Annotated in this window: 12 protein-coding genes; 5 read left to right on the forward strand and 7 right to left on the reverse strand. The window is 64.3% G+C overall.

Features of this window, described 5'->3' with window-relative positions; translation table 11 throughout:
• Positions 1 to 28 precede the first annotated feature (28 nt).
• The 4 genes from IFO71_RS08490 to IFO71_RS08505 all read right to left on the reverse strand — a co-directional run bounded on the left by IFO71_RS08490 (position 29) and on the right by IFO71_RS08505 (position 6496).
• On the reverse strand, positions 29 to 2539 hold the full coding sequence (locus IFO71_RS08490; protein ID WP_192029160.1) for a putative peptide modification system cyclase: 2511 nt from the start codon (positions 2537 to 2539) through the stop codon (positions 29 to 31).
• A gap of 127 nt (positions 2540 to 2666) precedes the next feature.
• On the reverse strand, positions 2667 to 5159 hold the full coding sequence (locus tag IFO71_RS08495) for a putative peptide modification system cyclase (RefSeq protein WP_225444493.1): 2493 nt from the start codon (positions 5157 to 5159) through the stop codon (positions 2667 to 2669).
• A gap of 63 nt (positions 5160 to 5222) precedes the next feature.
• Positions 5223 to 5693, reverse strand: a complete 471-nt coding sequence (locus IFO71_RS08500; protein WP_225444499.1) for an acyl-CoA thioesterase — start codon at positions 5691 to 5693, stop codon at positions 5223 to 5225.
• Between the two features lie 35 nt (positions 5694 to 5728).
• A complete protein-coding gene (locus tag IFO71_RS08505; protein ID WP_192029166.1) occupies positions 5729 to 6496 on the reverse strand; it encodes a cupredoxin domain-containing protein in 768 nt (255 codons plus the stop codon).
• A 166-nt stretch (positions 6497 to 6662) separates the two neighbouring features.
• Between IFO71_RS08505 and IFO71_RS08510 the strand changes: the two genes are divergently transcribed.
• Both IFO71_RS08510 and IFO71_RS08515 read left to right on the forward strand, forming a co-directional pair.
• Positions 6663 to 7328 (forward strand): MBL fold metallo-hydrolase, encoded by a 666-nt coding sequence (locus tag IFO71_RS08510; protein ID WP_192029168.1) that lies wholly within the window; start codon positions 6663 to 6665, stop codon positions 7326 to 7328.
• 23 nt (positions 7329 to 7351) lie between these two features.
• Positions 7352 to 7741, forward strand: coding sequence for a YchJ family protein (locus tag IFO71_RS08515; RefSeq protein ID WP_192029169.1), 390 nt, complete (start codon positions 7352 to 7354; stop codon positions 7739 to 7741).
• Between the two features lie 274 nt (positions 7742 to 8015).
• Here IFO71_RS08515 and IFO71_RS08520 read toward each other — a convergent pair whose 3' ends face one another.
• Entirely contained in the window at positions 8016 to 10529 is a 2514-nt protein-coding gene (locus IFO71_RS08520) for a DUF1631 family protein (protein ID WP_192029171.1), read from the reverse strand.
• A gap of 210 nt (positions 10530 to 10739) precedes the next feature.
• Between IFO71_RS08520 and IFO71_RS08525 the strand changes: the two genes are divergently transcribed.
• The 3 genes from IFO71_RS08525 (at position 10740) to IFO71_RS08535 (ending at position 13609) form a co-directional block, all read left to right on the forward strand.
• Positions 10740 to 11657 carry a DUF808 domain-containing protein gene (locus tag IFO71_RS08525; RefSeq protein ID WP_192029173.1) on the forward strand — a complete coding sequence of 306 codons (918 nt, stop codon included), beginning with the start codon at positions 10740 to 10742 and terminating at the stop codon, positions 11655 to 11657.
• 11 nt (positions 11658 to 11668) lie between these two features.
• Positions 11669 to 12439 carry a hypothetical protein gene (locus IFO71_RS08530; protein WP_192029175.1) on the forward strand — a complete coding sequence of 257 codons (771 nt, stop codon included), beginning with the start codon at positions 11669 to 11671 and terminating at the stop codon, positions 12437 to 12439.
• 150 nt (positions 12440 to 12589) lie between these two features.
• Positions 12590 to 13609 carry a phosphatase PAP2 family protein gene (locus IFO71_RS08535; protein ID WP_192029177.1) on the forward strand — a complete coding sequence of 340 codons (1020 nt, stop codon included), beginning with the start codon at positions 12590 to 12592 and terminating at the stop codon, positions 13607 to 13609.
• A 435-nt stretch (positions 13610 to 14044) separates the two neighbouring features.
• Here the strand turns inward: IFO71_RS08535 and IFO71_RS08540 are convergent, their stop codons facing one another.
• Entirely contained in the window at positions 14045 to 14530 is a 486-nt protein-coding gene (locus IFO71_RS08540) for a hypothetical protein (RefSeq protein ID WP_192029178.1), read from the reverse strand.
• Between the two features lie 297 nt (positions 14531 to 14827).
• Positions 14828 to 18337, reverse strand: a complete 3510-nt coding sequence (locus tag IFO71_RS08545) for an indolepyruvate ferredoxin oxidoreductase family protein (RefSeq protein WP_192029180.1) — start codon at positions 18335 to 18337, stop codon at positions 14828 to 14830.
• Between the last annotated feature and the right edge of the window lie 44 nt (positions 18338 to 18381).

The following is an 18381-nucleotide window of genomic DNA, read 5'->3' on the forward strand; positions in this document are numbered from 1 at the left end:
GGCGTCGGCCGACGCTGGCGACGGGGTGTCAAGGCGCCGGCATTGCCGTGGCTACCGGCGTCGCGCTTTCCAGTGTCGGCAGAACGCGCAGGGCGGCGTTAAGCACCGCCAAGCTATGCAGTCGTTCGTTGTACTCGACCAGGGATCGCCCGTGATGTCGACGCAGCCAGTCCGCTTCCACGGCGGCCGCGTCGCTATCTCCGGTAGCGAGAAGGGCGCGACGCCGCAGATCGCGTAGCAGGTACGGTTCTGCGTTGGCCTTGTCTGCATCGGTGCTTGATGCGCTCAGTGCCGCAGCGGCCTTGCCCTGTGCCAGCAGCTTTTCGCCTTCGTACCATTGGCGGAAATGCGTTGCCATCGGCGAATCGCCCGGCGGGGCCGCTGGTACTTCCACCTCCGCTTGGCCACAGCGAGTCGCAATGCCCGCTGCCAGCAGCCATCGGGTAGCGAGAATCTGCTGAGCGGCTGGGTTATCGGCGCTGGCGCGGAACGCAAGGTTGTGCCAGTCCGGCGCGTTCGGCTGGCCGCGCAGCAAGCATTGCACGGCGAAGCTCGACAGGCGGATATCGTCGCGCAGACCGTCGGACAGGCGCGGTGCCTGCTGCAAGGCCTGCAGTCGCGATAGCGCCTGATCCACCGCGCCAGCTTCAAGATCCAGCACTGCCAGACCAAGCAGATTCAGCGCCGCCAGCTCGGCTGGGAGTTCTTCCTGCTTGTCGGATAGCAGGTCGATGGCCGCTTGCCGTTGACCGGACAGCCAGCGGGCAAAGGCGGCGGCTCGCAGATCACCACCCGTGCCCTGGGCCATGGCTTGTTCAAACCGCTCATTGGCGGTCGATAGGTCGCCGAGCCCCAGTTCGAGCAATCCGGCTTGATAGTTGGCGCTGTTCAGTCCCGGATGCAGGGGGTTGAGCGCCGGCTCAAGCGCACGCCGAGCTTCCTGGTATAGGTTGTCCCGTGCCAGCACCACGGCGAGCAAGTGGTGGGCATAGTGTCGGTCCGGGTACTGGGTGACCAGGGCCAGCCACTTGTTGGCGGCATCGTCGTCGCCACGATAGAAGGCCAGCACAGCGGCAAGATGTGCGCGTTCAACGGCGCTCAAACGATCGCGCAATCGCAGTGCATCGGCTACCGTACTTGCTGCTGCGGCAGAATCTCCTTCCATATAGTTCAACGCAGCCATCAGCGACATGGCCATCGCAAACTCGGGATCCAGATCCAGTGCATGGCGAAGCAGCTCGCGGGCCAGGGGAATCTCTGAGCGGTTCTTTGCCTTCAGGGCCAGGGCATAGCCGCGCAGGGCATCGACGTTGTTGCTGGTGATTTTTCCGAGCGGCTCGGAGGCAGCGGTAATGGCGCTCATCGATTCGCCCAGCCGCGAACGAACGTTGTTCAGGCTGCTGTTGACAGCGGCCAGAATCTGCGATTCGTCTCTGGCATCGGCAAACTCCGCATACACTGTGGTGCCGGTGCGTGGATCGATCAGCTCAGCGGTGAAGCGCCAACGCCCGCCCAGCTCGACCAGATTCGGCAGCAGCAATGCACGTGCCCCTAGTCGCTGCGCGACTTCGCTGCCGTTGCTGCGTTGCACCGGCACATCCGCGGGCTGGCGCATCAGGCGCAAGGTGTCGCGCACCTTGGTGTGATTCACCAGGTTGACATGGCGGGACTGCTCCAGACCGAGTCGGATGGCGGTGTCCAGGGATTCGTTGAAGCGCGGGTCGCCGCTGTGATTGTTGAGATCAGCCACCACGATCCAGTCGCGCTCGGCAAACGCAATCGCCGGCTCTGGCTGCAGAAACACATAGGTCATGGCCGAAGCGATGGCGCCGAACAGCAGCAGATACAGGGGCTTCCACTGCCACCATGGAACAATGCGTTTGGCCTTGGCCTTGCTCTTCGGTGGGCTCAGTGGCGCAATCGGCGGAACGCCGACCTCGAACACCGACATTCGCCGGCTGACCCCATGCAATCGATACTCGCCGTGGCTGATCCAGCGCAGCGAACCCACCTCGGCCAGCTCTTCCCGGGCGCGGAAGGCCAACGAATAGGCCGATTCGGAGAGCAGGATCTGCCCCGACTTGGCCAGACCCATCAGTCGCGCGGCGATCGCCTTGGCCAGGCCTTCGATCTCGATCGGCTTGGCACCCTGAGCAATGTCTTCGGCCGAGTTGCGCCAACTGAGAATTTCACCGACATGGATGCCGACCCTGGCGGCAAGCGGATAGCCGGCTTCCTGACCCAACTCGCGCAGCAGGTTCTGGTAGGCCAGCGCAAACGACACCGCCTCGATCGGACGATCGAACAGCACCAGGAAACCGTCGGTCTTGTCGATTTCCTGGCCGTGAAAGCGATGCAAGGTGTCGCGCGCCAGCTGATCATGCCGGCGGATCAGCTGCGCCGCCCGCGAGTCGCCCAGCTGCTCGATCAGTCGGGTCGAGTTGGCCAGATCGCACAGCAGCAGACAGCCGAGGTGTGGAGTGGCCTTGATTGCCTTGGGTTCGGCGGCGGCCGGTGGCGAGGCGAGGCGGCTGTCCATGGCGTCTATTCTGTCGGGCCCACGATTGTCCTGCCAGCCGCTGCGCTTGGCAACCGCCTGAATTCTGCTGCAATTGGCGTCAAACGCCGGGTGGCGGCTCAGGCCGTTCGCGACTTAACGCTCTGATTCACTGCGGAGGTCCGCTGGTTTGCTCGTTGCTGTGTAATGCCATGCGGGGCTGGTGATCGCGTTGCAGGAACAGGCCATTGATCAGATCAAGCGCGGCATAGTGTTCGCTGAACTCGACCAGGCTGCGCGCAGCGTGCTGTTCAAGCCAGCGCGCTTCACGCTCGACGCCGGCCGGGTCGCCGAGCAGCTCAAACGCACGTCGGCGGGCATGACGAAGCAGCCATAGCTCGTTGCGGTCGAGCTTGGCGGCGCTTTCATCCAGCATCTGTCTGGCCTGCCCGGCCTGCAATCGTTGTTCGGCCTGCAGCCAATCCAGGGCAAGAACGGTGGCAAGACTGTCGTCGTCGGCTCGGGCGAGGGCAGGCGACGGCGCCGAGTCAGCGCAGTGCAGGGCGACGGCCTGCCGCAGCGCCTGTCGAAATCGCCAGCGTTGCTGTTCGCCGCGGTTGCTCGCGCCCGGCTCGGCCCGCGCCGGAGGCAGCGGCTTGCGCGCGATCAGACAGTCGTAGCTGGCCAGGGCCAGGGCGATCTCAACATTGAGTTCAGCCGACAGGTCGGCATGCTGTGCACTCAGCGCCGACAGGCCGGCACGTGCCGCAGCGAGCTCGCCGCGTTGAATCTGAATGCTGACTTCGGCCAGCGCATTGCGGGCGGCATGCTCGGCGGACTCGGCCTGCTTGCCGGCCTGCAGCAGTTGCAGGCCGCGCTCGGCATTGCCGGAGGCCAGTTCGGCCAGCGCATAGGCGGAGATATCGCCAGCCACACCGGCTTCTTCAGCGCTGCGAAAAAGGGCCAGTGCGGCCTCTACTCGACCGCGCCAGAGTTCGAATACCGCGGCCTGATACTGGCTGTTGCGATAGCCATGACTGATCGGATCGAGTGCCGGCTGGATCGCCTGCAAGGCCGATTCGATGGCGTTGTCTGCAGCCAGCGCCATCGACAGGGTGTGATGCGCCGAATGGCGATCGGGAAAACGGGCCGCCAGAGCGCGCCACTTGGTCACCGTGTCGGCACTGCCGGAGTACAGCGCGCTCACTGCATCGAGATGGTTCTGTTCCCATGGGCTGAGACGGCTGCTCAAGGATTTTGCCTCGTCTACCTTGGCCGCCGCGCCGGTCAGGTCGCCCTCCATGAAGCGCAACACCGCCTGCAGTGACATCGCCATGGCGAATTCCGGATCGAGTTTCAACGCCTGATTGAGCAGCTCACCGGCCAGCGCCATCTGCGATCGGCTCTTGGCCTCCTGGGCCAGCGCGTAGTCGCGTAGCGCATCGATGTTGCCACTGGTCAGCCGGTCCAGCGTCAGCGTGTCGCGTTCGATCGACTCGATCGATTCGCCAAGATCGCTGCGTACGCGATCCAGGGCGCTGTCGATGCCGCGCAGCAGCTGCGCTTCGTCGCTAGCGTCGACGAAATGGCTGTACACCGTGGTGCCGCTCAGTGGATCGACCAGTTCGGTGGTATAGCGCAGTTGTCCGCTCACCTCGGCCAAGGTCGGCAGCAGCAAGGCGCGGGCACCGCTGCGTCGGGTCAGCTGGCTGCCAAGTTCACGGTCGATCCTGGCATCGGCGGGCTGTCGCATCAGCTGCAGGGTCTGCCGCAGCTTGTGCGGCGAGACCAGGTTGATGTGGGGCGATTGCTCCAGACCGATTCGCACTGCGGTATCGAGCGCACGGTCAAAGCGCGGATCGCCGCTCTGGTTGTTGAGGTCGGCCAGCACCAGCCAGTCGCGTTCGGCAAACGCGATCGCCGGCTCGGGCCGCACGCTCCAGTACAGCAGGGCGATGCCGCAGATCGCCAGCAGGACCAGCGAGAGCGGCTGTCGCCAGCGACGCACCGGCCGTGCCTTCAGTGCAGCGATGGGCGCGCCCAGGGCCGTGCCGCTCCGGCGGCTGACTTCGAAAACGCACTGCGGGCGGGAAACGCCTTGCAGACGATAGTCGCCATGCCGAACCCAGCGCAGCTCATCGCTGCCACCGAGTTCAGTCGCTGCACGCATGGCCGGATGGTAGGCCGCTTCCGACAGCAGCACCTGCCCGGCGCGGGCCAGGCTCATCAATCGCGCGGCGATCGCCTTGGTCAGACCCTCGACCTCGAACGGCTTGGCGCCCTTGGCCACGTCGTTGGCGAGATTGCTCCAGGTCAGCACTTCGCCGACATGGATGCCGACGCGGGCGGCCAGAGTCTCTCCGACCTCCTGCCCGAGAGCGGTCAGCAGACCTTGGTACTCGAGCGCAAAGGCCACTGCTTGGATCGGGCGCTCGAACAGCAACAGGAAACCGTCGGTCTTGTCGATTTCCCGGCCCTGGTGCCTGTGCAGGGTGTCGCGGGCCAGCTGGTCGTGGCGGCGGATCAGCTCGGTGGCGCGGTGATCGCCAAGTCGCTCGATGAGGGCGGTGGACTCGGCCAGATCGCAGATCAACAAGCAGCCGAGCCGCGCCGTCGCGCAGGGTCTGAACGTTGTTTTCGCTGCGGACGCTTCGAGCGACATGGCACCTCACTGTCTGCCTCGATTGTCAGCCGGCGGTCTCGCGCTTGGCAACTCGGATCGTGCTCAGTCCGACTGAGCGGTCGACTCGGCGCGAATGGCGGCAAAGCGCGCCGGCAGTTCCTGGCGGAGCTGGCGGCGCAGCTGGGCGGCCTGGTAGCGGCGTTGTTCATCCTCGGTCTGCGGCTCAAGCGGCGGCACCGCGGTCGAGTGGCCGTGTGCGTCCACCGCCACCATGGTGAAGAAACAGCTGTTGACGTGACGTACACTCTGCTGGCGAATATCTTCGGCCAGCACCTTGATGCCGATCTCCATCGAGGTCGAGCCGGTGTAATTCACTGCCGCCAGGAAGGTGACCAACTCACCGACTTCCACCGGCTCGCGGAACATCACCTGATCGACCGACAGGGTGACGACATACAGTCCGGCGTAGCGACTGGCGCAGGCGTAGGCCACCTGGTCGAGCAGCTTGAGGATGGTGCCGCCGTGAACGTGGCCGGAGAAGTTGGCCATGTCCGGCGTCATCAGCACGGTCATGCTGAGCTGATGGCGTCGGCGTTCCAGCTGCTCGTTCACGGGTTTGGCTCGGGGTCTTGGCATTCTGGTCCCGACGGCAGAATGCGAGTGAGTTCGATCGTGCCGCTGCGCTGCGGATCGAACAGATCAAAGCTGAACAGGGCGGTGGTGCAGCTGGTTAAGGTGAAACTGCCCTGACCGGCCGCCGTAGTGTTGACGGGTGAGTTGGGGTCGTTGAAGCGACCTCCGCGGCTGCGGAACATCTCCAGCGTGGCCACATTGCCCTGAAACACTCCGCTGCCGGTCATCCAGTCGTAGTCCTGTTGATCGCTGTCGGCGTCATCCAGCCAGGTAAACCAGGCGAAGGTGAAGATGTTCTGCTCTGGATAGACCTCGACAAGCAGTCCCTGGCCATTGGTCGCTGGGTTGAACCAGGCGCCTGAGCTGCTGCGGGTCAGGGCGGGCCCAGCCGGAGGCGCGCTGCCTTCCACACTGATGGTGCCCGCCATGCCGATACCGCCGGCTGAGCCATGCACCGAACAGAAGTAGCCGAACTCGCCTGGGCTGTTGAAGGTGTGCTCGAAGACAAAGGCAGCCGAGCTCGGCGGGCCGGAGCTAAAGCTGTTGTCGTCGGCGACCACGTCGTGAAAGCCGCCCTGGTTGGTCCAGCGCACCTTATCGCCGACTTCGATCAGCAGGTCTCTGGGGCTGAAGCTGACACCCGACAGGGTCACGTCGTGGGTGGCTGCTGTTGCTGCGGCGCAGCCGATCAGCAGGGTGAATGCGCAACTCCATTGGCGACAGCGGATCGAGATTCCACGCATGGTGCTCTCCCGTTTGGCCGGTCCGGCGCCTATGGCACTGATGCTCGTGTTGGGGCGCGCCAGCGGATCACTATGCGCGCAACCGCTTGCCTCGGCAACAAGCGCTGTGGCGTGCCTGCTGCCAAGTCGGCAAAATGTGCCAGATCAAGCAGCCAGCAGCTCAATGATGTCACTTAGCTATGAAATCCATCCGGTTACCCCATTCCAGCAAAACTGCAGCCTGATATGGTGCAACGAAACTCAGCGCGCCGCCCTGGTTGACCCAGGTGGCGAGGTGGACAGGCTGCTGGCCGCGGTCGCTGCGCGTGGACTCATTCTCGAGAAGGTGCTGGTCACCCACGGCCATCTGGATCACGCCAGCGGCGTTCGCGACCTGCAGGAAGGGCAGGGGGTGACGGTGGAAGGCCCACATCCGGATGATCAATTCTGGATCGAGGCGCTGCCGCCGGTGGCGGCGCAGTACGGGTTTCCGCCGGCGCGCAGCTTCGTGCCCGAACGTTGGTTGGCGCAGGGCGACAGCGTGACGCTGGGCAATCAGCTGCTTGAGGTGTTGCACTGCCCTGGACACACGCCCGGGCACGTCGTGTTCTTTCACCGGCCGAGCAAGCTGGCCATGGTCGGCGACGTGCTGTTCCAGGGCTCGATTGGCCGCAGCGATTTTCCGCGCGGCAATCATGCTGACCTGATTCGTTCGATTCGCGGTCGGCTGTTTGCACTCGGCGATGAGGTTCAGTTCATTCCCGGTCATGGCCCGATGTCGACCCTGGGTCGCGAGCGGCGCAGCAATCCGTTCGTCTCCGATGCCGCAGTGGCGACGATGCGGCTCGATTGAAACCCGACATTGATGGGAGTGTCATGAGATCCAGCGAAGCCTGCCCGTGTGGCAATCCTTGGCCGTATGCGCAATGCTGTGGCCGCTACCACGATGGTGAGCCGGCGCCGAATGCCGAAGCCCTGATGCGCTCACGCTACAGCGCCTACGTGTTGCGCGATGCCGACTATCTGCTCGCCACCTGGCATCCGACCACCCGCCCCGACGCGATCGACTTTGACGCCGGCGTGAAGTGGCTGGGACTCGATGTTAAGCAGCGCTGGCAGGACGGCGCCGACCGCGCCGGGGTCGAGTTTGTGGCTCGCTACAAGGCCGGCGGAGAGCCAGCGCAGCGCCTGCACGAAAAGAGTCGCTTTGCGCTGGAAGAGGGGCGCTGGTACTACCTTGACGATGAGTTGGCAGAGCAGCGCTGAGCGTTGCTTCTCGCTCAAGTGGGGCCCACCACTTGGGCTCGTCGCGCCTTGCACTCGACGCAAAGTCCTCGGTGATCATCCGCGCCCCCTCAGGAAATATCCGGGCTGAGCCGCTCTTCTCGTGCGGCAGGGAAGTGTCATGCCGGCATGGGCGCGCGTAGCGGGAATGCAGAACTTGCGAAGGTCGAACGATGGCGGGTGACCCGAGCGCTGGCCCCCTGTCTGCGCGGGGGGTGACGAGCAAAGGGTCTCGTGCGGATGTCTCAGGCAGCCGCTACTCCTTGGGATGGGCCAGTTCGACGTTTTCGCGGATGCGTGCCATCACATTGACCAGGGCGCGATCGAACGGCTGGTCGGCGGTTTGCGAGCGCAGCTTGCCCTGGGTGATCAGGGCTGCCGCTTCCGGCGGCGATAACAGGCACAGGCGGGTGCCGCCGCGGTTCACAAACAGGATGCGTTGTGACAGCGGACTGATCCAGCTCAATTTCGCCGCGTGTTGCACGCCGTGAGCATCAATCAGATCGACCCACTGTCCCGGCTTCAAGCGGTTGACCCGCTCGATATCCGCAGGAGATACCTGGGTGGCGTCGATTTCCAGTGCCAGATCACCGTTCAATTCGGGGCTGCCACCGGCCACGACGGTGGCCGTTTCGACGATCTCAAAGGCAGGGTCTTGCGCACTGGCGGCTACCTGCTGGTCGATCGTGTTGACATTGCTTGAAGCCGCGACGGGCGCGGTCGGCTCGGCGCCTGCGCGGGCCGCTGGTGCGGCGGAGTCTGTTGTCGGCGCCCGCGGTGCCAGCCCGGCCGCTTTGGCACGTTGTTCGCGCATCGCCAGAAGGCGTCGCTGAATGGCCTGCTGATCGGCCGGGCTATCGCCACCGACCCGATCGATATTGGCCACGGTCGACGGTGGTGCGCCGTGCAGTGTCTGCATGGCCTGCAGAATATCGTCGACGCTATGACGGCCGGTGCTCTGCATGACCGGCTTGAGCTTGGCGCCCAGCTCCTGCGGTATTGGCGCGCCCAGGGCGCAGGCATGCACGGCGATCATCAGGTCGACCCCGATTCGCCGTGCATTGCGGAAGGCCTGGCTGTCCTCGCCCTCGCGCAGCAATACCATGGCCAGATGGTGACTCCAGTCGCGGCGGACGAATTGTTCGATCGCTTCCGGCACCTGATGTCCGCCCATCAGGCTGGAGACCTCCAGCGAGGCGGTCAGGCGGGCGTCTTCCAGTCGCTCGCGGCCCTGCAGGCTCTCTGCGGTTCGCCGCTCGACCAGCCGGCTGCGCTGCACCCGCTGTTCCATCACGCGGGCGAAGCGTTGTTCCAGCTCATTGAAGATCTCGGTGTCGCGATCAAATTCCTTGTTCAAGCGCTTGATCACCGCCTCGACGCGCATCAGCAGCTCGCGCTCGGTGCGGGTTTCGCCCTGGTTGCCGTCGCAGGCGTCGGCCAGCATGTTCAGCAGCCGCCGCGCCGGATGGGTGCGATGCGCGAACATCTGCTGATCGAGCAGGGCCACCTTGGTGTAGGGCACCGACACGGCGATCAGCTGGCGCCGTACAGCGTCGGAAAAATCGCCCTGATCGAGCAGGACATCGAACAGCATGCCGACCAGGGTCAGGCCCTGGGCATCGGCCTGACGCAGGCCGCCAGCGATCGACAGGCCGAGGGTGTCGCGGGCGCAGTGCAGCAGTTCGAACTTCAGCAGGTCGCCAAGCTCGGCGCTGCGGTCGTCAACCGCGCGGAACAGACCGGCGGGCGGGTGCTGCTGCATATAGGCCAGGGCGGCCAGCACCTGTTCGGCGGCCAGCGCTGCCGGACGATGGTCGAGCTGGGCGCCGCCGGGTGTCGAGCGTGCAGCTGCCGAGGTGGCCTCGCCCATGCGCGTCGTGGCGGCTGACACCGCTGCCGTTGCTTCGCCCTGCAGATGGCCGTTGCCATTGCTCTTGTCCGAGCCGCCGAAGTAGCTGGAGAACATATCGCGCAGGGCATGCAGGAGCATGATCGAACCGCTGGCCGCGACGTCCTCGGCAAGCTCGTTCTGATCACGACGTTCCACCGTCTCCGGGGTCCAGCTGTCGTCCTCGGATTCGCTATCCGCCGTGGTGGACACTGGGTCGGCCGACTCAGCGTCTGCTCTCGCGGCGGGTCGGCTGGCCGGGCGAACTGGCTGGCCGGCGCGCACGCCGTCGCGTGGCAGCTCTATCCCGTGTTCGCTCAGCTTCTTGATCAGCTGGTTAAGCAGGTTGCCAAACTCGCTGCCCAGCTGCCGCTCAAACAGCTTGAGGATCACCAGTTGTCCGGTGAGCGGGATGTGCAGACTGGACAATGCCCCGGTCAATCCCTTGGCCAGGGCCAGCGGGCTGAGCGGCGGGCGTGCCTGGCCGCTCACTTTCAGCATGGCCTGTGCCAGCCCATGCAGGCTGCGGCCATACTGCCGCTCGAGCGTCGCGGCCAGCCGCTCGCCAGCCAGCTGTAGCTCAAGGTCATCGACCGCCACCAGACTGAGCTGGTCGGGTGGCTGCTCGGCTGCCACCGGCTCGCTGGGGCCGCTGTCGAAATCGGCCAGCAAGCTTTCGCGCAAGCGCTGCGTCACCGCAGCACGCTCGCGGCGCAACTCGCGCATGGCGTCGAGGTAGTCCTGCTGATCGCGGCTGGCCGACGAGCGCGAGGCTAGATCGAACAAGGCGTCGTCGGCTTGATCGAGCAGGGCGGCGTGGATGCCGGCCATGCGCTGCGTTACCAGGGCTCGCAGTTCTGCGAGGACGGCAGGCAAAGTCATTGCACGTACCAAAGGAAGTTAGCTCCGATGATCGCAGAATTGCGGGCATAAGGCCCGTCCCAGGCTGCGAAGGGCTTGGCGGTTTCAGATCAGTCAGCGACGATCGGTGCCGCCGCGCGGCTCAGCGGTGTCGGCGTCGTGCCGGCAGCCCCCCGCACAATCCGGGTCACTGGGCATACAATCGAGCTCCCTTTCGCGGAACCCGATCACATGGCCGGCTCCAGCCTGTTCGCGCTGCTCGACGACATCGCCACCCTGCTCGATGACGTTTCGGTCATGACCAAGGTGGCGGCGAAGAAAACCGCCGGGGTACTGGGTGACGATCTGGCGCTGAATGCTCAGCAGGTGGCCGGGGTGAAGGCCGACCGCGAATTGCCGGTGGTGTGGGCGGTGGCCAAGGGCTCGATGATCAACAAGGCGATCCTGGTGCCGGCAGCACTGGCGATCAGCGTGTTTGCGCCGTTCCTGATTACCCCATTGCTGATGCTCGGTGGCCTGTTCCTGTGCTTCGAAGGCGTGGAGAAACTGGCTCATCGTTGGCTGCACTCGAAGAGCGAGGATCAGGCCCATCACGCCGAACTGGTGGAGGCGGTCGCCGATGAGAATGTCGATATCGTGGCCTTCGAGCGCGACAAGATCAAAGGCGCGATACGCACCGACTTCATTCTCTCGGCCGAGATCATCGTGATCAGTCTGGGTACCGTGGCGGCAGCGACATTCACCCAACAGCTCGGCGTGTTGGTCGGCATTTCCGTGCTGATGACCGTGGGTGTGTACGGTCTGGTGGCCGGTATCGTCAAACTGGATGACTTCGGCCTGTGGTTGCATGGTCGGCCGGGGGCGTTGAGCAAGCGCACGGGGCGGATGATCCTGTGGGCCGCTCCACTGCTGATGAAATTCCTCTCGGTGGCCGGCACTGCCGCCATGTTCCTGGTCGGCGGCGGCATTCTGATGCACGGGTTGCCAGCCCTGCATCACGCCGTTGAGCCGCTGCTGCAGGCGGCGGGCGGACTGAGCCTGCTGGTATCGCTGCTGGCCGATGCGCTGCTCGGCATTGTTGCCGGCATACTGGTGCTGCTCTTGGTGCAGCTGGGCGTCAAGATGCGCCGCAAGCAAGCGGTGGCCTGAGGAGGATCATCGTGACGCTGGATCTGCGCACCTTGCTGATTGATTGCCGCATCGCGCTGCGCACCCATCCGGGCGAACAAGTGGTCGACGCCCTGTCGCAGCGCCTGGAGGCGGCTATTCACGAAGTCACCCGCTCCGGCATGCCGGTGGCAACCGGCGAGATCAAGAGCAGTGCTACCCAGGTCGCCCTGGCCTGGCAGACGGCTTGTCGCGGCCTCAAGCTGACCCATCCCCAGCTGTACGCCGAGCTCAATCAGAAGGTAATGGACCTGCTGGATGAGCGTGAGCTGCACGAGCCGGTGGAAGAACTGCTCCACCTGCAAGGCGAAGTCGAGCGCCTGAAATCCGAGCAGGCGCCGATGCGAACCCGCATGGATCAGTTCCGCAGCAAGGCCGTGGAAGCGATCAGCTCGGTCACTGCCCTGCGCGAGGCCTTGGCCAAAGCAGTGCCCTACATGCACGAGCCAAGGGATCCGCAGCAGCTGGCCCTGGCGCAGATTGCCGAGCTGGAAAGCAAGGCGCAGGCTGTAGTCGACCAGCGCGCCACCGGCAATGCACCTGCCGCAGCAAAGCCGGCAGCGGAGGATCCAATACCCGGCGAAGCGGTGCTGAACGGCGTCGTCGCCGGCGAGCGCGGCTTTACCGAAGCTCAACGCGAGTGGGTGGTCGGCGAGGCGCTGGGTCTGACCGGCTGGAAATACACCCCGGTGGAGTTGCTGGCTAAGGGCGACGCCTGGCTCGCGCGCTGCATGCAGCTCAAGCGCGAGCCGCCGGGGGCGTAGGGCGGGCCCTGGCCCGCCATGCTGCATTCAAACTCGCTCGCCTAAGTTGCCGTTACCTCAGCAAGCCAGGGCCGGACCTACCGAGCCGGTCACGCTGTGCCGCCATCGGCGTCTGCCAATGTCTGAATCTGTTTCCTACTCGGAGCGCCCATGTTCCAGGTCGAACCCATACTGTGGTTGCAGCAGTTCTCCGGCACCTGGTTTGCCGATTTCATGTGGCTGATGAGTGAGATCGGGCGTGAGTGGGTTTACATGCCGGTGGTGTTGCTGTTGATGTTTGCCATTCGCCTTCGGCCCGGCCTTGGCGTTGTCCTGGCCTTGGTGTTATGTGGACTGCTGACGGCCAGCCTCAAGCACGGATTCGCCTTGCCGCGACCGGCCGACGTTGACCTGCGGGTGGTCGACAAGGGCGAAGAAGTGCGCGCCCTGGTAGCTGACGGCGCTGGCAAGGCCTTCTGGGACCTGCCCAGCAATGAGGCGATCGCTGCCGTGCGCGCCGAACCGGATCCCAGTTTCGGATTCGTCAGCGGTCACGTGGCCTCGGCCCTGACCCTGGTGCTGTCCCTGGCCCTGTTCTTCGGCGTGCGCAGTCGATGGGTCTGGGGCTTTGTGGTGATCTGGCCGTTGCTGATGGGTCTCTCGCGAATGTTTCTCGGCCGCCATTTTCTCGCCGATGTGCTGGGTGGGCTGCTGATCGGCACCCTGGCCTCGCTGCTGGCCTGGTGGCTGCTGCCGCGCCTGCAGCGCGTTGATGCCCAGGGCCGATGGCTGACGGCCGCGCTGGTCGGCGCTTGCGCGATCGGCGCTGGGTTAGGCACCCAGATCAGCTGGCTCAGCCCGGGCGGTCTGGGTCAGGTGGCCGGGGTCGTGCTGTGCATCGCCGTGCTGGCGCTTCGCGGCATGCCGCTCGATGCGGTCAGCCTGCCGCGTCGCATCGGCAGGCTGTTGTTGGCCCTGTTGATCGCGACATCGGTGGATATAGGTGTTAAATGGGTCTACGCTGGCACTGGCCTGGGTGATGATCACTTCGGCGCCTTTCTGGCTGCTGTCGTGGGCTACCTGCTGGGGTTGGGCGGTGCAGTGATGGCAGCGCAGGGCCTGCGCTTGTATGCGCCAGGAGACCAGGCATTGCACGTGCGTGGCGCGCCCGCCCCGTTGGCAGGGCGCTGAAATGAGTCTCAACAGTGGACGGGCCCTGGCCTGAGGTCTCCCCAGAAAACCATTAACAGTTTCAATCGTTTGCTGCAAGCAACAACGAAGAGCAGGATCTAGTGTCCTGTCGCAGAAATACGTTTCGCAAGGCGCGCGATCATTTGCAAGATTGAGTCGGCGGTGGCGATCCACTGGAGAGGGGTTGCGTCAGCGTTGTATCGGGTTACGAAGAGCTCAATCTCACCATCCGCGCGCAATCGGCCCATCAGCGTTTCCCGCAACCAAGCCCGGAAAAGTATACGTCATTTATGAGTGTTATTTATGCGACATGACACTAGCCCGGATATTTCATGAGGGGGCGCGGATGATCACCGAGGACTTTGTGCCGGTGGTATGGGAGCCCTGAGCGGCGCAATCCGCTCAGGGCGACCCGATCTCGATGGGGCGATGTGCTCAGTCGAAATCGGCTGAGAACACGTAGCTCCAATCAGCCGCGTTCAGTGACGGGCAGTCGGCGCGTCGAGCGAATGGAAAGCCAAGCCGCATTTGGCAATTGAGATCGCCATCGACACTGCGCACGAACATCACCACGGTGTCGTCGCAGGTAGCCAATCGCAGTTGCGCTGGTGTGCTGGCTTCTGCCGGTAGCAGCGGGGGGCTGCCGGTAGGGGGTTCGGGTTGCTGGTCGGCCGGCAAGTCGGACACGCTGAGCGCCGACTGGCCGATCAGCAGGGGGCTGGGCGGCAGACCGGATCCGCGCTCGCAGCCGCCGATATCCAGCACGGTCTTGAGATGAAAGCCACGTGCGCCCAGCGGGCTGAGCGTGGCTTCGGTCGCAGGATCGCCATCTCGTACGCCAAACCCGTACCAGGCATCGTCGATCACCAGATACCCTGGCTCTGGTATCTGCACCGAACTGGCCGGCAGCAATCCCGGCAAGCTTATCAGCAACGCGACTAGCGCGACTCGAACACAACACTTCACTCTGCAGCACCTCACGAACTGGTATTCGTTGGGCGGCAGGCCGCTCAACGCTTGTCACACGTCAATGGCCAAGGCCATGACGCGGTGCGCGGATAAGTCGACCCGGCGGCGAAACTGCTGCTGCCGAGCGACGAATCCGCACAGGTCTGCTGCCTGTGCGGAGCACGGTCACTAATCTAGAACGAAAAACCGCCGGGCGCACGCCGGCTGTCTGCCGACGGTGCCCGTTGATTCCCTGCGCTAACCCATCGTTCAGGCGGCAGCGCGGCCTGGTTCACGATCCTTCCAGCGCGCCAGCAGCTTGTCCTGCTCGGCGAGCGCGCTCTTCAGGTGCGCTTCCTTGACGTGGCCATAGCCGCGAATCTGCCCCGGAATCGAGGCGATCTCCGCCGCCAGCTCGATCCTGTCGGCGCTGAGCTCGCCCAGCAGCGAACGGATCGTCTTCTGGTAGTCGCTGATCAGCTGCCGCTCCATCTTGCGCTCGGCGGCGTAGCCGAACACATCGAAGGCGCTGCCGCGCAGGCCCTTGAACTTGGCCAGCAGTTGGAACGCGCGGTACACCCAGCCGCCGTATTCGGCCTTGACCAGATGGCCTTCGCTGTCCTTCTTGGCCAGCAACGGCGGTGCCAGATGGAAGTGCAGCTGGTACTTGCCCTCGAAGGTCGACTCCAACTGGCGGCGGAATTCCTTGCTGGTGTGCAGTCGGGCGACTTCGTACTCGTCCTTGTAGGCCATCAGCTTGAAGTAGTAGCGGGCCACCGCCTCGGTCAACTCCGTGGAGCCGGGCGCCTTGGCCTGCTCGGCGCGGCGCACCTCGTCGACCAGGGTCTGGTACTGCGCGGCATAGGCAGCGTTCTGGTAGTCGGTGAGGAAGGCCATCCGGCGCTGGATGATTTCGTCCAGCGACTTCGACAGCCGCTCGTCATCCAGCGGCATGGCCACCACCTTGCCGTCATCGGCCTGCTTCATGCCGGCCGCATCCAGCACCGCATCGAGGTTGTCCGCGGCCAGTCGACCCCAGGCGAAAGCCTGCTGGTTCATCTTCACCGCGGCGCCATTCAGTTCGATCGCGCGGTGGATCGATTCCAGACTCAGCGGCACCAGGCCTTTCTGCCAGGCATAGCCGAGCATGAACAGGTTGCTGGCGATCGAGTCACCGAGCAGGGCGGTGGCAATCTCGGTGGCGTCGACCTGCATCGGCTCGCGCCCGCCCAGGGCCAATTTGACCGCATTGACGATGCCTTCATGCGGGAACTGCATGTTCGGCTGGGTGGTGAAGGTGCCGGGCATCGCCTCGTAGCCGTTCAACACCACCTGGGTGCGCTCGGCGCGGATCTTCGACAGCGCCCAGTAGTCATTCACCACCACCATGTCGCAGCCCAGCACCAGATCGGCTTCACCGGCGGCGATACGCACGGCATGGATGTCGCTGGGCTGGGCGGAAATGCGGATATGAGTGGTGACCGCACCGCCCTTCTGTGCCAGACCGGTTTGATCCAGCACAGTGGCACCCTTGCCTTCGAGATGGCCAGCCATGCCGAGCAGGGCGCCGATGGTGACCACGCCGGTGCCGCCGACGCCGGTGATCAGAATGTTCCAGGGCTGCTGCAGCGACGGCAGGCTCGGCTGCGGCAGATTGGCGATCAGGGTTTGCGGGTCGGTGGCCTTGCGCTTCTTCAGCTGACCACCGTGGACAGTGACAAAGCTGGGGCAGAAGCCCTTGACGCAGCTGTAATCCTTGTTGCAACTGGATTGATCGATATCGCGCTTGCGGCCAAACTCGGTGTCTTTCGGCAGCACCGAGACGCAGAAGCTCTTCTTGCCGCAGTCGCCACAGCCTTCGCAGACCAGGGAGTTGATCATCACCCGCTTCTGCGGATCGACCATCTTGCCGCGCTTGCGTCGACGGCGCTTCTCGGTGGCGCAGGTCTGATCGAAGATCAGCACCGAGGTGCCCTTCACTTCGCGCAATTGCTTCTGCACCGCATCGAGTTCGTCGCGGTCGCGGAACTGCACGCCTTCCGGGAAGATCTCCGGCTTCGACCACTTCTCGATATCGTCACTTAACACGAAGATCGTATCGACGCCCTCGGAGCGCACCTGCCAGGCGATGTCCGGTACCGTGAGGGTGCCGTCGACCGGTTGGCCGCCGGTCATGGCGACGGCATCGTTGTAGAGAATCTTGTAGGTGATATTCACCTTGGCCGCGATCGCCTGGCGAATGGCCAGCGAACCGGAATGGAAATAGGTGCCATCGCCGAGGTTCTGGAACACGTGTTCGGTATCGGTAAACGGCGCCTGGCCGCACCAGGTCACGCCTTCGCCGCCCATCTGGGTGAAGGTGTCGGTGCTGCGATTCATCCAGGTGACCATGTAGTGGCAGCCGATGCCACCCAGGGCGCGTGAGCCCTCCGGCACCTTGGTCGAGGTGTTGTGCGGGCAGCCCGAGCAGTAATGCGGCACGCGCGGGAAATTGGCCCGCGGCACGGTCAGCTCTTGCTCCTTGGCGGCGATCCACTTCAGCCGGTCGTCAATCTTCTCGCTGTTGAAGAATTTCTGTACCCGCGAGGCGATCACCTGGGCGATCATCGCCGGGGTCAGCTCGGCAGTGCTGGGCAGAATCCAGTCGCCCTGCTCGTTGTACTTGCCGACGATGCTCGGCCGGGTGTGATGATCCCAGTTGTACATCAGCTCCTTCATCTGCGATTCGATGAACGAGCGCTTTTCTTCCACCACGATGATGTCTTCCAGCCCACGCGCGAACTCGCGCATGCCGATCGGCTCCAGCGGCCAGGTCATGCCGACCTTGTACACTCGGATGCCGATGTCCTCACAGGCTTTGCGATCGAGGCCGAGGTATTCCAGTGCCTGCAGCACATCGAGATAGCTCTTGCCGGTGGTAATGATGCCGAGCCGTGCGCGTGGCGAGTCGATCACCGTCTTGTCGATCTTGTTGGCCCGGGCGAATGCCGTCGCGGCGCGCACCGCATACTGGTGCAGGCGCATCTCCTGGTTAAGGGGCGGATCGGGCCAGCGAATATTCAAGCCGCCCGGCGGCACTTCAAAGTCCTCCGGCAGGATGATGTCGAGCTGGTGCGGATTGACATTCACCGAGGCCGAGCTTTCCACCGTTTCGGCAATCGTCTTGAAGCCCACCCAGCGACCGGTGAAGCGGCTCATCGCCCAACCGAGCATGCCCATGTCGAGGATGTCCTGCACCCCGGCCGGATTGAGGATCGGCATCATCGCCGAGACGAACTCCAGCTCCGAGCCGTGCGGCAGGGTGGAACTGCGGCAGGCATGATCGTCGGCCGCCAGGGCCAGCACGCCGCCATGCTTATGGGTGCCGGCGGCATTGCCGTGCTTGAACACGTCGCCGCAGCGATCGACACCGGGACCCTTGCCGTACCACATGGCGAACACACCATCCTGCTTGGCCCCCGGCCACAGCCCGACCTGCTGGGTGCCCCAGACCATGGTGGCGCCCAGATCCTCATTCAGGCCCGGGGTGAACTTGATCTGGCTGCCTTCCAGGTGCTTGCGCGCCTTCCACAGCTCCAGATCGAAGCCGCCCAGCGGGCTGCCGCGATAGCCGGAGATGAAGCCGGCGGTATTCAGGCCGGCCGCGCGGTCGCGCATCTGCTGCATCAGCGGCAGGCGCACCAGGGCCTGAACCCCGGACAGGTAGATCCGCCCTTCTGAGCGGGTGTACTTGTCTTCCAGGGTGTAGGTGGCGTCGAAGGCGGTCGCGGGCACGGCCATGCGAGGAGCTTCCTTAGCTAGAGCAAAGACTCGGAATTGTAGCA

It is taken from the genome of Pseudomarimonas arenosa (genome assembly GCF_014841215.1).
Lineage (GTDB): Bacteria > Pseudomonadota > Gammaproteobacteria > Xanthomonadales > Xanthomonadaceae > Pseudomarimonas > Pseudomarimonas arenosa.

Coding starts and splice junctions, on each gene's coding strand:
- IFO71_RS08490 (WP_192029160.1), bottom strand. CDS start 2,539: ATGGACAGCCGCCTCGCCTCGCCACCGGCCGCCGCCGAACCCAAGGCA.
- IFO71_RS08495 (WP_225444493.1), bottom strand. CDS start 5,159: ATGTCGCTCGAAGCGTCCGCAGCGAAAACAACGTTCAGACCCTGCGCG.
- IFO71_RS08500 (WP_225444499.1), bottom strand. CDS start 5,693: ATGACCGTGCTGATGACGCCGGACATGGCCAACTTCTCCGGCCACGTT.
- IFO71_RS08505 (WP_192029166.1), bottom strand. CDS start 6,496: ATGCGTGGAATCTCGATCCGCTGTCGCCAATGGAGTTGCGCATTCACC.
- IFO71_RS08510 (WP_192029168.1), top strand. CDS start 6,663: ATGTCACTTAGCTATGAAATCCATCCGGTTACCCCATTCCAGCAAAAC.
- IFO71_RS08515 (WP_192029169.1), top strand. CDS start 7,352: ATGAGATCCAGCGAAGCCTGCCCGTGTGGCAATCCTTGGCCGTATGCG.
- IFO71_RS08520 (WP_192029171.1), bottom strand. CDS start 10,529: ATGACTTTGCCTGCCGTCCTCGCAGAACTGCGAGCCCTGGTAACGCAG.
- IFO71_RS08525 (WP_192029173.1), top strand. CDS start 10,740: ATGGCCGGCTCCAGCCTGTTCGCGCTGCTCGACGACATCGCCACCCTG.
- IFO71_RS08535 (WP_192029177.1), top strand. CDS start 12,590: ATGTTCCAGGTCGAACCCATACTGTGGTTGCAGCAGTTCTCCGGCACC.
- IFO71_RS08545 (WP_192029180.1), bottom strand. CDS start 18,337: ATGGCCGTGCCCGCGACCGCCTTCGACGCCACCTACACCCTGGAAGAC.